The organism is Actinomadura roseirufa (assembly GCF_900659635.1).
GTDB classification, from domain to species: domain Bacteria; phylum Actinomycetota; class Actinomycetes; order Streptosporangiales; family Streptosporangiaceae; genus Spirillospora; species Spirillospora roseirufa.
On record NZ_CAACVB010000005.1, the window covers coordinates 25,521 to 40,387 of the forward strand.

Sequence of the window (14,867 nt, forward strand, 5' to 3'; positions counted from 1 at the left end):
AGAGGGGCTTGTCAGGATGGGCGTGACGGGCGGGGAGGTTCCCCGGCGTCGCTCCCTTGTCAGCCCCCCGCCGAGACGGAGTGCCCATGCCGTATCCGAAGCTTCCCGTGGCAGCGCCGGGTGAAGTGCTGCTCGTCTGCACGTGCTATGAGGAAGGCAAGGCCCGTTGGGGCGACGTCTTTCAGACATTGGACGGACGGCGAGACGGCGACATCATCGTCCTGGAAGGCGGCGAGGTACGGCTTCGTCCCGTGGAGCACCCTCGCTGGAACTTCCTCCATGGAGGGAACTTCCCCGCGCTCGTCGAGGAACGTCCGGCTCCGGCGGTCGTGTTACTGGCCGACATCCCCGTGGCATATGGGGGCTCCCCTCTCCTGGCCGTCGACCTGAAGGACGTCCCCGGGCGCGGCGTCCGGATCAAGCCGGGCGACCTCGGCCGGGTCCTCGGCGACCTGCGGGACGGGTCCGTTCGCTTCGACGAGCTCGTCAGCGGCATGGACACGTTCGGGATCTACCGGGGCGACCACGGCGCTCCGGCGATCACCACGCCGACGGCGGTGGTCCGCACCGGGTTCCCGTCCCTCCCGGCGACTCGCGTGACGTTGCTCGTGCGGACGGACTTCGGCGACGACCAGCGGTGGTGCGACCTGCTGGAGGCGCTCGCCGAGCTGAACGACCCCGGCCCGGCGGCCGTGGCCCGGCGGGAAGGTCTCCTCATCGTCGACCTGCCCGCCACGGTGGTCGACGACAGGGCGTTCGAGCACCTTCAGCCGGGTCAGGTTCCGGCCCTGGTGCCGTCCGACGAGCACGCCGTCATGGTGGCGCTCGCCGACGCCGTCACCTTCGCGGACCCGGCTCATCCCCTGCTGGTGGTGGACCTGTACGACACCCCCGGTCAAGCCGCCCGCATCCCCCTCGAAGAAGCGGGGTCGATGGCCGCCAACCTGGAGCTCGCGAACGCGGACTTCGCCGGCTTCGTGTAGCCCTGAAGGCCCCGCGCCCGGCGGGATCGGCCCCGAGGACACTGCCCTGAGGGCCGGCCACGGGGTACTGAAACTGTCGGGTGCGGGGGCTAATTTCCGGTGCCATGGTCGAGACGGTGGACTTTCCGGTCGAGTGGCGTGAGCACATCCATCCGCGGTGGGGCGGCGTCTCCGGGCCGGAGGTCGTCCTCGACGAGGAGGCGGCGCGGCGGGCGCGGGAGTGGGACCGCGCGGCCCGTCCGATCGCCGAGGAGATGGCGGCGCACGTGAACGCCGCCCCCGAGTTCGGCGGGGCCGTCCGCGCGTGGCTGGACGGCGAGCCCGACTCGGTGGGCGCGGCGGCCGTCGCCACCGTCGCGGTGAAGTACGGCGAGATCGCCGACCGCGCGACCGGTGGCCCTGCCGACGCCGCCGCCTTCCTGGACGCCTGGGTCCTGGACCACGGCCTGGCGTTCGCCGCCTGCGCGGTCACCGAGGCGTCGTCGGTCCAGCTCGGCCCGGCGGCGCGGGTGCTGCCCGCCGCCGGTGGGGGGCGCGTCGGGTACTACGTCCTCGCCGAGCCGTCCCAGGGATGGCGCGGCGAGATGCGGCGCGTGACCGCCGACGATTTCTTCTTCGTGAGCGACTGGGTCGCCGCGGACGCGGTGGTCAAGCGGCTCCGGACGCTGCTGGCCGCGGCGCCCGAGGCCGAGTACAGGGCCGCGGTCGAGCGCCTCTCGGCCCATCGCGGCGACGCCGTGCGGCGCACCGTCGTCTCCTATCTCGTCCCGACCGAAACGGCTTGGGCGGACGAGTCGCTCGTCGGCCTCAACCTGAGGATCCTCGGCGGGGATCATGTGCTCTCCTCGCTTTCCACCGCCGCGCAGCTCACCCACGTCAACTGGACGCCGGACGGCCTCGCCGTGATCGCCACCCTTCTCGACGGGATGGGCGCGGCGGCGTTTCCACTGTTTCGCGACGCGCTCCTGTGGTCCCGCGATCCCGATGAGATGCGTCCGGCCGTGCTGACGGCTCTTACGCGCATCCCCGACGAGGCGGTGTTTCCTCTCCTGCTCGGCCGAATGACCGAGAAGGGCGTGCCCGCCGCCCTCCAAGAGGCCGCCGCGCGGCACCCGGCCCATGCCGTCCGGGCGCTGGCACCACTGGCGGACGACGGCACGACGCGCGGCCTGCGGGCGGCCGGGCTGCTGCGGGCGCTGCTGTACGCCGACCCCGGCCTGGCGGACGACCTGTCGTCCGGGGGCCTCCCGCCCAAGATCAAGGCGCTGCTGCCGCGACCGGCCGTCCCGGAGGCCGGTGACCTGCCCGCTCCGCTCACGGGACGGCCCGCCCAGAGCGCGAAGGTCGCCTGGGCCGATCCCGCGCTGCTCCCGCCGATCCTTACCCGCGGCGGCGACCGGGCCCTGCCCGCGAACGCGACCCTGAACCTGGTGAACCTGCTGGCCGCGAAGGCCCCCGAGGTCGCGGACGTCCGCGAGATCTGCGACCGGCACTCGCTGGCCGAGTTCTCCTGGGCGCTCTTCCAGCGCTGGTACGCGCTCGGCGCGCCCTCCCGGCACAACTGGGCGCTGGCGCAGCTCGGCCTGATCGGCGACGACACGACCGTCCGGCGGCTCGGCCCGCTCGTCCGCGCCTGGCCGGGCGAGGGCGGCGCGAGCCGGGCGAACGCCGCGCTGGACGTCTACGCGGCGATCGGCTCCGACGTCGCCCTCACCCACCTGTTCGAGCTGACCCGCGGCGGCAGGTACAAGGGCCTGAAATCCCGGGCGGCCCAGAAGATCGACGAGATCGCCGCCGCGCGCGGCATGACCCGGGAGGCCCTGGCCGACCGCGCCGTCCCGGACTTCGGTCTGGACGACCGGGGCGCCCTCGTCCTGGACTACGGGCCGCGCCGGTTCACCGTGACGTTCGACGAGCAGCTCGTCCCGCTGGTCGTGGAGGCCGGTGGCAAGGTCCGCAAGAGCGCGCCCAAGCCCGGCCCCAAGGACGACCCCGCCCTCGCCCCCGCCGCGCACGCCCTGTTCACGGGCCTGCGCAAGGACGTGCGGACCGTCGCCGACCGCGAGATCAAGCGCCTCGAACTCGCCATGATCACCCGGCGGAGCTGGACGCCCGGCGACGTCCGCGCCCTGTTCGTCGAGCACCCGCTGCTCGGGCACGTCGGCCGCCGGCTCGTGTGGATAACGGGCGGCGGGACCGCCTTCCGCGTCGCGGAGGACCGCACCTACGCCGACCTCGGCGACGACCCGTTCACCCCGGCGCCGGACGACCGCGTCGGAGTCGCCCACCCGCTACAGCTGGGCGACGACCTCGCCGCCTGGGCCGAGCTGTTCGCCGACTACGAGATCCTCCAGCCGTTCGAGCAGCTCGGACGGTCCGTCCACCGGCTCACCGGCGACGAGCGCGCCGCGCACCGCCTCGCCCGCGTGGAGGGACTCGTCCTGCCCTACGGCAAGGCCAAGGGCCACTCGCAGGGACGCTGGGAGTCCATGACCCCGGACGGCGAGTTCGCGGGCGGCTGGCTCGCCCGGCGCGACCCGGCGGGCCTGTACGTCGTCGCGGACCTCAGCCCCGGACTCGGCCACTACATGTACGGCGAAGGCGAGGACCAGAAGATCAACACCTTGTGGGCGGGCCCGGCGCCGGCCGCCACCCCCACGGACTCGGTGCCGCTCGGAGAGATCGATCCGGTCACGATGAGCGAGGCGATCCGCGACCTGGTCCGCAGCGCGTCGCTGTGTTGAATTGCAAGCTCGGCCCACTGCGCTCGCCGGCGCTCGCTTCGTGACCGGGCTTGTGCGAGCGCGCTGTGTTCACTGCAATCCCGGCCCACGGCGCTCGCCGGGGCTCGCTTCGTGACCGGGCTTGTGCGAGCGCGCTGTGTTCATTGCAATCCCGGCCCACTGCGCTCGCTGGCGCTCGCTTCGTGACCGGGCTTGTGCGACCGCGAATCGCTTCGCGATCTTCCCGACGGGGGCTCGCCTTCGGCGTCGCCCCCGCCGGTCAGGGGGCGCGCTCGCGTTCCCTGCTGAGGCCGCTGTGAGGCGGGGCTGACCTGGGGGGTCTCGCAGTAATCTCGGCTGCGGCGGGCGTCTGTCAGGCATGCGCCAGAAAAAGGGAAAGCGGTAGCCGGATCTGGGAGATACCCATGTGACCGCCATCCACGCCATGGAAAGGCACCACATGACAGGGGAGCCCCCACCCCGCCCGGCCGAGAACTTCGACGAGGTGATCGAGGTCTACTTCGCCGAGATCCGCCGGTACGCGGCAAGGCGGCTCGGGCCCGAGGCCGCCGCCGACGCCACGTCGCAGACGTTCCTGGAGGCGTTCCGGCAGCGCCGGCGGTACGACCCCGACCGCGGCCACGTGCGCACGTGGCTGTACGGGATCGCGACCAAGGTGATCGGCAAGCAGTTGCGGACCGAGACGCGGGCGCTGCGGGCCCGCGCCCGCGTGGGGCCGGACCGCGACGGCGACGAGCACGCCGACCGGATCGACGACCGGGTCAGCGCGCAGAGCCTGCGGGGCGAGCTCGCCGGGGCCGTCGCCTCGCTGCCGCGCGGGCAGCGCGACGTCCTGCTGCTCGTGGCCTTGGCCGATCTGAGCCACGAAGAAGTGGCCGCGGCGCTGGGGATCTCCTATGGCACGGTCGGCTCCCGGCTGAGCCGTGCCCGAACCAAACTTCGCAAGGCGCTGGGCGGGACCAACCCGATGCTCACTCTGGAGAAACAGCATGGATGAGATTCAGATGGTCCGCGACCTCTACCCCGAGCCCGCGCCACCGTCGGCCCAGGTGATCGCCCGCGAGATCGCCCAGACGAAGGCGGCGCTGACGGAGGGGCCGAAGGGCCGTTCGCTGCCCCGGGTTCGCTGGGGCCTGTGGGGGATGGGCGGTCTGGTCGCCGCCGGTGCCGCCGCGGCCGTGGCGATCGCCACCGTCGGCGGGAACAGCCCCTCGCCGTCCGGGCCCGGCGGGGTGAAGCTCGACGGCAAGTCGGCGTTCCTCGTCGCGGCGTACAACGCCGAACGCCAGCCGACCGGCAACTACTGGCACGCCAACGTGGTCTCCGGCCAGTCGTACATCATCCGGGCCAAGACCGGGACCTACGCGGTCACCGGTGCCGCCAGCGAGTCGTTTCACTGGTCCGGTGCCAAAAAGGGCATGGGGGAGTCGTTCAACATCCGTGACCTGCCGGTCCACCCGCTGACCGCCCAGGACGCGGCACTGTGGCGCAAGGCCGGGTCGCCGTCGACTCTCCGTGTCTGGTCGGGCGACAAGTACTTGACCTTCACCACGCAGGCGCAGAAGTGGCGGGTGACCGGCCCGGAGGTCGGCACGGACTCTCGAGGCGGCGGCACTTTCCTGGACGGGCGGTCGGCCCAGGACATGGAGAAGTTCCCGACCGACCCGGCCGAGCTCACCAGGCTGTACCTGTCGGACAGGGGCGACCCGGCGGGCCTCAAGCACCTCACCCCTGCGCAGCGCGCGGGCGCCGCGCGCCTCCCCTACACCCCCGCCGCCAAGGTCTCGAGGGTGTCGTCGATCCTGGGCAGCCCCATCCCGTCCAAGGCCAGGGCGGCCCTGATGCGGGCGCTGGCCGCCCAGCCGGGAATCCACGAGATCGGCCGTGACACCGACCCGCTGGGCCGGCAGGGCATCGCGCTGGCGACCGATGCCCAGACCATCACGGCCACGGGCGAATTCGGCAACCCCAAGGAGGAGCAGGGGACCTACAGCACCCGCGCAGTTCTCATCTTCGACAAGAAGACGGGTGCGCTCCTGTCCCGGCAGGAGGAGCTGGTCAAGCCCGGCGGACGCTACGCGGAGATGAAGCCCGGCTTCATCATCGAGTACCAGGCCCTCCGTTCGGCGAAGTGGACCGACGCCAAGCCGGTGCTGCCGGCCGAGCCGCCGTCGTTCCACTGACCTGAGGGTCGGGGGCCGTGCGGTCCGGGTGCCGTCCCGCACCGGCATCCGGACCGCCCGCCCCGGTCAGGTGATGAGGCCGCCGAGCCACCCCCGGCGGCCCCTCGTCGCGGGGCTTTGAGGGCAGGGCTTCGGGGGCCGGGCTTTGAGGGCGGGGCCGCGAGGTGGCCGAGGCAGCGACCGGGCGACCCCGGGCCGTCAACGAAGAGCCGCCGACCTGCAAGCGCGCATGTTCTCGTGGGAGAGGAACCCGAACGAGATCGCACGGGTCGTCGGGATCTCGCCTATGGCCCCGGTGTTCGCGTCTCGACCGTGCACGCAGCCAAATCAAGGCCGCACTGCCACAGGCGGCGGCAGCGTCACTTCACGGGGAGAGCTTGATGCATGACCTGAGCGACCGTGGTGCCGAGCCGCACACCGCCAACCGGTCGCCGTCGCCGGAGATAGAGGAAAGCGCCCGCGCTCGGCTGATGTACGAGACGGGTGCTCCGAGAAGGTCTCGGGTCAGGCGTTCGGGTGCGAGGCGATTGTCGGCAAGGAAATGGCGTGTGCATGTTGCCGCCGGCTTTACGGCGGTGGCGGTGGCCGGGTGGGGACTGTTCTCTTGGCACAGTCGGCCGGTCGACTCACCCGAGCCATGGGCCGGTTACAGCGGACCGGTTGCGAAGTTCCTGCTCGCCGCAGCGGACGCACGGGCGCGTGACAATGACGCGGGAGCCGTGTGGTATCGACGCCGCCGTCGGTGGAACCGTCATGGCGAAGTCGCGCCATCGCAAGGGCGTGATGTACCCGATGGAACTCGACCGAGACGATTTCCTCCTCGCGTCCCCGCTGAAACCGTTCGCCGGATCCGATGCCGCTCACCCGACGACCCGTGTCGAGTGGCCGGGTGAGCGGCTGCGGGCCCGTCCGGCGACCGCCGCCGCACGGAGCGCGTGGAACGCCGACCGCCGGCCGAGCGCTGACGGCCTGCGGACCGAAGCCCCGGAAAGGTCGATCGGCCCGGCCATGGGAGGGGGAACGGCGCTGGACTTCAGCGATGAAACGGCGCGTGGGCTCCCCACTGATCCCGCCGAACTCCGCTCCTGGCTGTTGAACCATGTCACCCGGACCGGTCCCAAGAGCCTGCGCGATCCGGATCTCTTCCTGTTCCAGAGCGCATCCTTCTTGCTGGGAGGAGCGCCCGTCAGCGAAAAGGTGCGCGTCGCGACCTATCGGCTGCTCGCGAGCCTGAAGAACGTTCGCCTCATCAATGCGACCGATGCTCGGGGGCGTTCCGGAAAGGCCGTATCGATGCGAGAGACATCGAACGGGGCCGGAACCGTGGACCTGCAACTCCTGATCGATCCACGGAACGGAACGCTCACCGCGAGTCAGTTGATCGTCGTCGCCCCGGGACAGCGCAACGCCGTGCTGCCGCCAGGCGTCCGCTGGTACTACGAAGTGATAGAGAACGCCGAGTGGACCGAGAAGCCCGCGAGCAGCCTCTTGCCGAAATCGCTCGATGTAAAGGCCGACGACGGGCAACGCCAATAGCGAAGCCGGTCCGCCCGAGGCTCAGCCTAGGCCGCCGACGTGGGCCAGCCAGGCGGCGCGCCACCTCGGTGTCGTGGCTCATCGGGGACCGGGTTAAAGCATGGCAAGGGTGATGTACATCACATCGCGTGTGTGGGCAGTCCTCGGTGCTCGGTGAGTCTGAGGACGAATTCCCATTTCAGGGTAGTGGTGGGTGTCCTGGCGTCGCATCCCCGAGCGCCGCTCGGTGCTGAGGTCGCGGCGTGGCTTCCTCGAAGATGAGGCCGCCGAGAAGGATCGAGGTCGCAGCGGGCAATCAACAGTGTGCTCAAGCCCTCCCGCACCCTCGCAAGGAGCGTCGATGATCAGACTCTGGACAGCCCCGGGGCGGAGTTGACCACGGCGCCGCCATCGGACGTCGAGCCGATCGTCGCGTCGTGGCGCCGCCCGGAGAGCTTCGCCGTGATCTTCGACCGGTACTACGCGGAGATCCATCGGTACGTGGACCGGCGACTCGGCCCCGACATCGCCGACGACATCGCGGCGGAGACGTTCCTGATCGCCTTCCGCTCTCGCCGGAAGTTCGATCCGGGCACCGGTACGGCGCGGCCTTGGCTGTACGGCATCGCCACCCATCTCATAAGCCGGCATCGCAGAAGCGAGATGCGCAAGTACAAGGCGATCGTGCGGCTGAAGGCGCGAACGTCATCAGACCAGTACGAAGACGATGCGCTCAGCGCGTCCAATACGGTGGACGGGCCATTGAGCGATGCGCTGGCCAAGCTCAAACATGGCGACCGGGACGCCTTGCTGCTCAATGTTCTGGGGGGCCTGAGTTACGTCGAGGTCGCGCAGGCCCTTGGAATCGCCTACGGCACCGTGTGTTCACGTCTCAACCGTGCACGCCGCCAACTGAAGGCCGCACTGCCACAGGCGGCGGCAGCGTCATCTCACGGGGGAGAGCCTGATGCCTGACCTGAACGATCGGATTGCCGAGCTGCACACTGCGAACAGGTCACCATCGCCGGAGACGGAGGAAACGGCCCGCGCCCGGCTGATGTCCGAGATGAATCGCCCTGGAAGGCCCCGGCTCAGGCGTCCGGGAGCGGGGCGGCCGTCGGCAAAGAAATGGCGGGTGACTTTGGTTTCCGGCTTGACGGCCGCGGTGGTAGCGGTGGCCGGATGGGGAGTCATCTCGTGGTACAACCGCCCGCTCTACTCTCCCGAGCCATTGGCCGGTTACAGTGGGCCGGCGGCGAATTTTCTGCTCGCCGCAGCGGATGCGCGCGCGCGTGAAGGCGGTGCGGGAGCCGTGTGGTACAGACATGCCGTGGCCGGTGGCACCGTCATGGCGAAGTCGCCCTATCGCAAGGGCGTGACGTATCCGATGGAGATCGAGGGAGACGAATTCCTCGTCGCGTCCTCGAAGCCGTTCACCGGAAGCGCCCCCGCTCATCCGACGACCCATCTCGAGTGGCCCGGTGATCAGTTGAGGGGCCGTCCGGCGACCGCCGCCGCACGGAAGGAATGGAACACCGACCTCCGGCCCGAGCCTGATGAACTGGGCGTCGAGGCCCCGGGCAGGTCGATCGGCCCGGCCATGGGAGGGGGGACGGTGCTGGACGTCAGCGATGAGACGGCGCGCAGGCTCCCCACTGATCCCGCCGAACTCCGCGCCTGGCTGCTGAACCATGCCACCCGGACCGACCACAAGCGCCTGCGCGACCCGGATCTGTTCCTGTTCCAGAGCGCGTCCTTCTTGCTGGTGGACGCGCCTGTCAGTGACAAGGTGCGCATCGCGACCTATCGGCTCCTGGCGAGCCTGAAGAACGTTCGCCTCGGCACCGCGACCGATGCTCGGGGGCGTTCCGGAAAGGCCATATCGATGCGCGAGACGTCCAGCGCGTCCGGAACGGTGGACTGGCAACTGTTGATAGATCCGCGGAATGGAAGGCTTACCGCGAGTCAGCAGATCCTCGTCGCTCCCGGACGGCTCAACGCGGGGCTGCCGGCGAGTGTTCGCTGGTATTACGAAGTGATCGAGACCGCCGAGTGGACCAACAAGCCCGCGAGCAGCCTCGTGCCGAAATCACTCAACACCGGGCCGGATGCCGGACAGCGGCCATAGGGACATGGGTTCGCCCGGTTCCCGTGCCGGAAAGGGAACCGGGCGAACCGAGCTCATCTGATGCTTAGGCGGGCGACGTGCAGCCGCTGTACTTGTAGTTGTTTATGCTCTTGCTCCACTTGGCCCGGCAGAGTCTGATTCCGGCGTTGTAGAGCCGGCGGCCGATGCTGTAGGACAAGGTTCGCTGCTGCGCCTTCCCGCAAATGGCCCAGTTCTTGTTGGTCAGGTTCTTGCCGTCGCCGTATATGACCATGGCCACGCAGTAGCCGTCCGCATCCTGGTCTTGGACCGTGAACTTGGTGGAGATGCTGTAGGGGGCGTTGCCGCCCCAGTAGAGCCAGCCCCATCCTTGGCCGCGCTGCCGGTTGAGGACGACGTCAACGAGCTGGATGTAGCGGCCCCCTTGTGCCTGCACTCCGCCTTCCGGAATCTCCTGTGATTCGTCGTCGACGCTCTCCGCGGTCTCCGCCGGCGGGGCGGTACCGGTGAAGTATCCGCGCAGGGAGACCTGGAGGTGGACGGTGCCGCCGCTGTGGTTGGTGATGGACACGTTGCCGTGTGAGTCCGGCATGACCAGGTCGAAGCCGTTGGCGCTCTCGCCGTTGTCGTCGAAGTTGACGCTGTTGACGCCGGGGTCGCCGTCCTCGGCCGAGTAGACCGACAGCCATCCCTGAGCCGTCGGCTGCCGAGCATCGATGTTCAGGGCCAGAGCCGAGACGTCCGTGTCCAGGGTGCCGAGCCCGGCCAGTTCGACGGCATTGAACGTGAGGGTCTTGCCGGCCGCGAGAGCCGCGGTGCTTCCGCCCTCGGTGTTGGTGCCGGCGAGAGTGTCGATCAGGAGACCGGTGGGAGTCGGCTTGTAGGTCGAGCCGTCCCCGTCCGCCGCTCCCTTGAAGTACCCCCGTACGCTGACCGCGAGATCAACGGGAGTCGTCCCCTTGTTATGGAAAACGAGCTTGCCGGTTGCGGTGAGCTGTGCGACCACGAAGCTGCTGTCGGTCTCGTTCGGGTTGTAGTTGACCACCGGAAGCCCGGTGTCGGTCTGATCCGACGGGCTCACCGTCAATGCCCCCTGCGCCTTCTGATTGAGGGCGGCCACGTTGAGGGCTACGGCGGTGGAGCCGGTCGCGGGTATCTCCAGTTGTCCGGCGACATCGACGGTCACCGAGGAGTTCGCCGGAATGGGGGCGGCACTGTGCGCGGGCGAGCCCGTTACCTTGCCCGCTCGGGTGTCGTACAGGAAGGCGCTGTCGAGGGGGTAGTACTCGTTCCCGGAGTTGGAGGACGCCGCGTCGAGGAAGTAGCCCCGGGCGCTGACGGCGATATCGACCGTGCCGCTGCCGTTGTTCTTCACGGTGATCTGGCCGGTAGCGGTCAGGCGCGTGAAGTCTTCGGTATTGGTGGTCTCACCGGCGGCGTAGGTCAATGTGCTGATCGTTGTCGGTTGGTCGGACGGGTAGGCGTTGATCCAGCCGAAGGCGTCCGCGGCGTAGACCGACACGTTGGTGACGATCGCGGAGACTCCGGTGGCCGGTATTCCCGCCGTTCCCGCCGCCTGGAAGGTGATCGATCCTCCGGGCGGGACTTTGGCCGTCGGGACGCCACCCGTGCCGCTGCGCGTGTCGGCCAGCACGGCGGGCGTGATCGTGTGGAACTGGGAGTCACCACCGGTATCGGCGTGGGCCTTTCCGGCCGACCCGACCTTGCCCGGCGGTGACGCGATGAGCGCTGCCAGGCAGACCAGCAGTGCCATCAGCGTAATGTGCGTACGCCATAGCGAACGTGTGCCCATGGATTTGACGTTCCTTCTTCTCGGGACCACTGGGGCGGATGCGTGTTCTTCACCTCATCTGTCAAGGCTTTTGTAAAGCTTCATCCAATGGCCACGTGAGAGCAAGAGAAGAAGATCTACTTTTTTGTAGATGTAGATCACACTTGACTTTTAAATGGATTGACAAAGGGGTGTGGCGTCCCTTTGAATGGCGCGGCCACTTTGCTGCGATGAGTGTGCGCGCGGTTACGGCTCCGGGCCCTTTGGCTTCGCCGCCGTTCGCGGCCTGCGCCGATGCCCCTGAACGGCGGGACGGAGCGGGCCCCGGCGACTCCTCGCCGGGGCCCGTGGTCTTCAGCCCCAGGCGCCGGCGATTTGGCGGGTCGTGGCGTTGAGGCGGTTGAACAGGTTGGTGACTCCGATCATCAGGACGATCGCGGCGAGCTGCTTCTCGTCGAAGAAGGCCGCGGCGCCGTCCCAGATCTCGTCGTTCACCGCGTCGGGACGGTCGGCCAGCCGCGTCGCGGCCTCGGCCAGCGCGAGCGCGGCCCGCTCCTCGTCGGTGAAGTAGGGGGCCTCCCGCCAGGCGGCGACGGTGGCCAGCCGCTCGTCGCTCACCCCGGACTTGCGGGCCGTCTTGGCGCCCGCGTCGACGCAGGCGCTGCACCCGTTGATCTGGCTGACCCGCAGGTGGACCAGCTCCAGCGTCTGCGCGTCCACCCCGCCGGAGTGGACGGCCTTGAAGATCTCCTGGATGGGCTGCATCGCGCCGGACAGGACGAAGGCGGGGTTCTGCATACGAGCCTGCATCTCGGTGTTCTCCTCTTTCGTGAGCCAGTGCCCCGTTCCCCCGGGGCGTGACTCCATCACAGCCGGACGGGCTTGCCATGGCGACGGCGATGGGACACCGTGGGACAGCTGCAACACCCTTGAGCAGCGACGACGCGGGCCGGGAAACGTCCGGCCGGGTGGGACGGGGAGGAACGGGAACGGTGGTCGAGCAGCGGCGGGCGGCTGTGCAGGCGGCCGGGCGGGCGGCTGGGCGGGAGGCTGGGCGGGAGGCCCGGCGGGAGGGCACGGCAGATCCGCGGGAGGAACTGGCCGGCCGGCTCCGCCTGCTGCAGGAACTCTCCGGGCTCGGTGTGCGGGCGCTGGCCCGCGACACCGGCCTCAGCTCGTCGTCGCTGTCGCGCTACCTCGCCGGGCGGACCGTGCCGCCGTGGGGCGCGGTGATCGCCCTGTGCCGGCTCGTCAAGCGCGACCCCCGTCCGCTGCGTCCCCTGTGGGAGCGGGCCATGGCGCCGCTGCCCGCGCCGCCGAAGACCAGCCGCCAGGTTCAGCCGCCGTCCCCGCCGCCGGGGGCGCCGCTCCCGCCCCGCAACGACCTGCCGCGCGACGTGCCCGACTTCACCGGGCGTGAGGCGCAGCTCGCCGCGGTGCTCGCCGCGGTGGACGGCGGCCGGGTCGTCGCCGTCGACGGCATGGCGGGCGTCGGCAAGACCTGCCTGGCGGTGCACGCCGCGCACCGGCTCGCCGCCGAGTACCCCGACGCCCAGCTCTACGTCGACCTGCACGGGTTCACCGCCGGGCGGGAGCCGCTCGGCCCCGACCCGGCGCTGCGGACCCTGCTCGCGGCCCTCGGCACGCCGTCGGAGCGGATCCCGCAGGAGGGCGGCGTCGAGCCGCTGGCCGCGTGCTGGCGGTCGGAGCTGGCGCACCGGCGGGCCGTCGTGGTCCTCGACAACGCGGCGGACGCCGAGCAGGTCCGGCCGCTGCTGCCCGGCGCCGGCCCGTCCGTCGTCCTGATCACCAGCCGTAACCGGCTGCTCGGCCTGGACGAGGTCCCGCCGGTGTCCCTGGACGTGCTGTCCCCGGCGGAGAGCGCCGAGCTGCTGGCCCGCGCCAGCGGCGCCGACGGACGGCTGGCCCGCGAGCCGGAGTCCGCCGCCGAGGTGCTGCGGCTGTGCGGCCATCTGCCGCTGGCCCTGCGGCTGGCCGGGGCCCGGCTGCGGCACCGGCCGGGCTGGACCGTGGGGGTGCTCGTCGAGCGGATGGCGGAGGGCGCCACCGAGCTCGACACCGAGTTCCACACCGCGTTCGCGATGTCGGTGCGGCAGCTCGACCGGGCCCAGCGGCGCCTGTTCCGGCTGCTGGGGCTGCTGCCCGGCTCGACCTTCGACGCCTACGTCGCGGCGGCGCTGGCGGACCTGCCGTTGCGCGACGTCCGGGCGATGCTGGAGGACCTGCTGGACGCGCACCTCGTCCAGCAGCCCGCGGCGGGCCGCTACCGGCTGCACGACCTGGTGCGCCAGCACGCGCGCCGGGCCGCCGCCGAGCAGGACCCGCCCGCCGAGCCGGACCGGGCCCTGCGCCGGGTGCTCGGCTACTACGTGCACGCGGCGGCCGCCGCCGACGCCGCGATGTCGTACCCGTCGTCCGGCCGGGAGCTCGCCGCGGGCCCGCCGCCGGCCGCGCTGCCGGAGTTCGCGGGCAAGCACGCCGCGCTGTTCTGGTTCGTCACCGAGTACACCAACCTGATGGCGGCCTTCGAGGCGGCGGACGCCGCCGGGGCCGACGTTCACGTGTGCGAGCTGCCGCGTTCCATGCGGGCCTTCTTCGCGCGGCGCTGCGGGACGACCCACCTCAACGTCCTGTTCGAGCGCTCGCTGGACGCCGCGCGGCGGCTGGGCGATCCGCTACGGCTGGCCGAGGCGCACAGCGACCTCGGCTTCGCCCGCTACAACGCGGGCCGGATGGCGGAGGCGGACTCCGCGTACGAGCAGGCGGCGCCCCTCCTGGCGCGGGCCGGGGACAGCAGGTCCGAGGCCGAGCTGACCATGCGCCGCGGCTTCCTGCGCTGGGACGAGGGCGAGGTGGAGGAGCCGCTCGACCTCTTCCGGCGGGCGGGCCGGCTCTACGCCGACGCCGGATGCGCGATGGGGACGGCCCATGCGACCGCCTACGAGGGGTGGGCGATGCTCCAGCTGGGGCGCCACGCGGAGGCGGCGCGGCTGGCCCGGGAGGCGCTGGACGTCGCGCACCCCGACCCCGCGTGGCCGCCCGCGATGACGGCCCGGATCACCCTCGGCGTGGCCATCGCGGGAGAGGACCCCGGCGAGGCGACCGGGCACCTGCGCCGGGCCCTGGCGCTGGCCCGCGAGGACGGGCACCGGCACAACGAGGCGTGGTGCCTCAACTGCCTGGGAGTCGCGCTGCGGCGGATGGGCCGGCACGCCGAGGCGCTGGACAGCCACCGGGAGGCGTTCGCGCTGCTGGACGAGCTGTTCGAGGAGCACTGGAAGATCCACTTCCTCAACGGCTACGCCGAGACCTGCCGGGCGGCGGGCCTGCCCGGGGAGGCCCTGCGCCTGCACCGGCAGGCGCTGGACCTGGCCCCGCGGCTCGGCCACCGCAACGAGGAGGCGCTGGCCCACGAGGGGATCGCGACCGTCCTCGACGAGACGGACCCGGTGGCCGCCGCCGAGCACCGCGCCGCGGCGCGCGCACTCCTGAAGACCACCGGGACCGTCGCCTGACGGACGG

General features: G+C 70.9%; 10 protein-coding genes. 8 read left to right on the forward strand and 2 right to left on the reverse strand.

The window, feature by feature from the left end; translation table 11 throughout:
• Positions 1–86: 86 nt before the first annotated feature.
• The 7 genes from E1291_RS02075 to E1291_RS02105 all read left to right on the forward strand — a co-directional run bounded on the left by E1291_RS02075 (position 87) and on the right by E1291_RS02105 (position 9,553).
• Entirely contained in the window at positions 87–983 is an 897-nt protein-coding gene (locus E1291_RS02075; RefSeq protein WP_131735798.1) for a DUF6924 domain-containing protein, read from the forward strand.
• Positions 984–1,087: 104 nt separating this feature from the next.
• Complete coding sequence (locus E1291_RS02080; RefSeq protein WP_131735799.1) at positions 1,088–3,727, forward strand: DUF4132 domain-containing protein; 2,640 nt, start codon at positions 1,088–1,090, stop codon at positions 3,725–3,727.
• Positions 3,728–4,166: 439 nt separating this feature from the next.
• Positions 4,167–4,724: an RNA polymerase sigma factor gene (locus tag E1291_RS02085; RefSeq protein WP_131735800.1), complete on the forward strand. Its 558-nt coding sequence runs from the start codon at positions 4,167–4,169 to the stop codon at positions 4,722–4,724.
• Entirely contained in the window at positions 4,717–5,910 is a 1,194-nt protein-coding gene (locus tag E1291_RS02090; RefSeq protein WP_131735801.1) for a hypothetical protein, read from the forward strand. Before E1291_RS02085 ends, E1291_RS02090 begins: the two co-directional genes overlap by 8 nt.
• 753 nt (positions 5,911–6,663) lie before the next feature.
• Positions 6,664–7,446, forward strand: coding sequence for a hypothetical protein (locus E1291_RS02095; RefSeq protein WP_131735802.1), 783 nt, complete (start codon positions 6,664–6,666; stop codon positions 7,444–7,446).
• 303 nt (positions 7,447–7,749) lie between these two features.
• Entirely contained in the window at positions 7,750–8,400 is a 651-nt protein-coding gene (locus tag E1291_RS02100; protein ID WP_242613887.1) for an RNA polymerase sigma factor, read from the forward strand.
• A complete protein-coding gene (locus E1291_RS02105) occupies positions 8,393–9,553 on the forward strand; it encodes a hypothetical protein (protein ID WP_131735803.1) in 1,161 nt (386 codons plus the stop codon). The genes E1291_RS02100 and E1291_RS02105 overlap by 8 nt, the downstream gene beginning before the upstream one ends.
• Before the next feature lie 64 nt (positions 9,554–9,617).
• Here the strand turns inward: E1291_RS02105 and E1291_RS02110 are convergent, their stop codons facing one another.
• Positions 9,618–11,306, reverse strand: coding sequence for a hypothetical protein (locus E1291_RS02110; RefSeq protein WP_131735804.1), 1,689 nt, complete (start codon positions 11,304–11,306; stop codon positions 9,618–9,620).
• Between the two features lie 372 nt (positions 11,307–11,678).
• Entirely contained in the window at positions 11,679–12,134 is a 456-nt protein-coding gene (locus E1291_RS02115; RefSeq protein WP_131735805.1) for a carboxymuconolactone decarboxylase family protein, read from the reverse strand.
• A 182-nt stretch (positions 12,135–12,316) separates the two neighbouring features.
• Between E1291_RS02115 and E1291_RS02120 the strand changes: the two genes are divergently transcribed.
• Positions 12,317–14,860 (forward strand): ATP-binding protein, encoded by a 2,544-nt coding sequence (locus E1291_RS02120; protein WP_242613888.1) that lies wholly within the window; start codon positions 12,317–12,319, stop codon positions 14,858–14,860.
• Positions 14,861–14,867: the final 7 nt, after the last annotated feature.

Bases quoted from the DNA above. Each gene is read 5' to 3' on its own strand.
- E1291_RS02115 (WP_131735805.1), bottom strand. From the start codon at position 12,134: ATGCAGGCTCGTATGCAGAACCCCGCCTTCGTCCTGTCCGGCGCGATG.
- E1291_RS02090 (WP_131735801.1), top strand. From the start codon at position 4,717: ATGGATGAGATTCAGATGGTCCGCGACCTCTACCCCGAGCCCGCGCCA.
- E1291_RS02095 (WP_131735802.1), top strand. From the start codon at position 6,664: ATGGCGAAGTCGCGCCATCGCAAGGGCGTGATGTACCCGATGGAACTC.
- E1291_RS02105 (WP_131735803.1), top strand. From the start codon at position 8,393: ATGCCTGACCTGAACGATCGGATTGCCGAGCTGCACACTGCGAACAGG.
- E1291_RS02085 (WP_131735800.1), top strand. From the start codon at position 4,167: ATGACAGGGGAGCCCCCACCCCGCCCGGCCGAGAACTTCGACGAGGTG.
- E1291_RS02075 (WP_131735798.1), top strand. From the start codon at position 87: ATGCCGTATCCGAAGCTTCCCGTGGCAGCGCCGGGTGAAGTGCTGCTC.
- E1291_RS02110 (WP_131735804.1), bottom strand. From the start codon at position 11,306: ATGGCACTGCTGGTCTGCCTGGCAGCGCTCATCGCGTCACCGCCGGGC.
- E1291_RS02080 (WP_131735799.1), top strand. From the start codon at position 1,088: ATGGTCGAGACGGTGGACTTTCCGGTCGAGTGGCGTGAGCACATCCAT.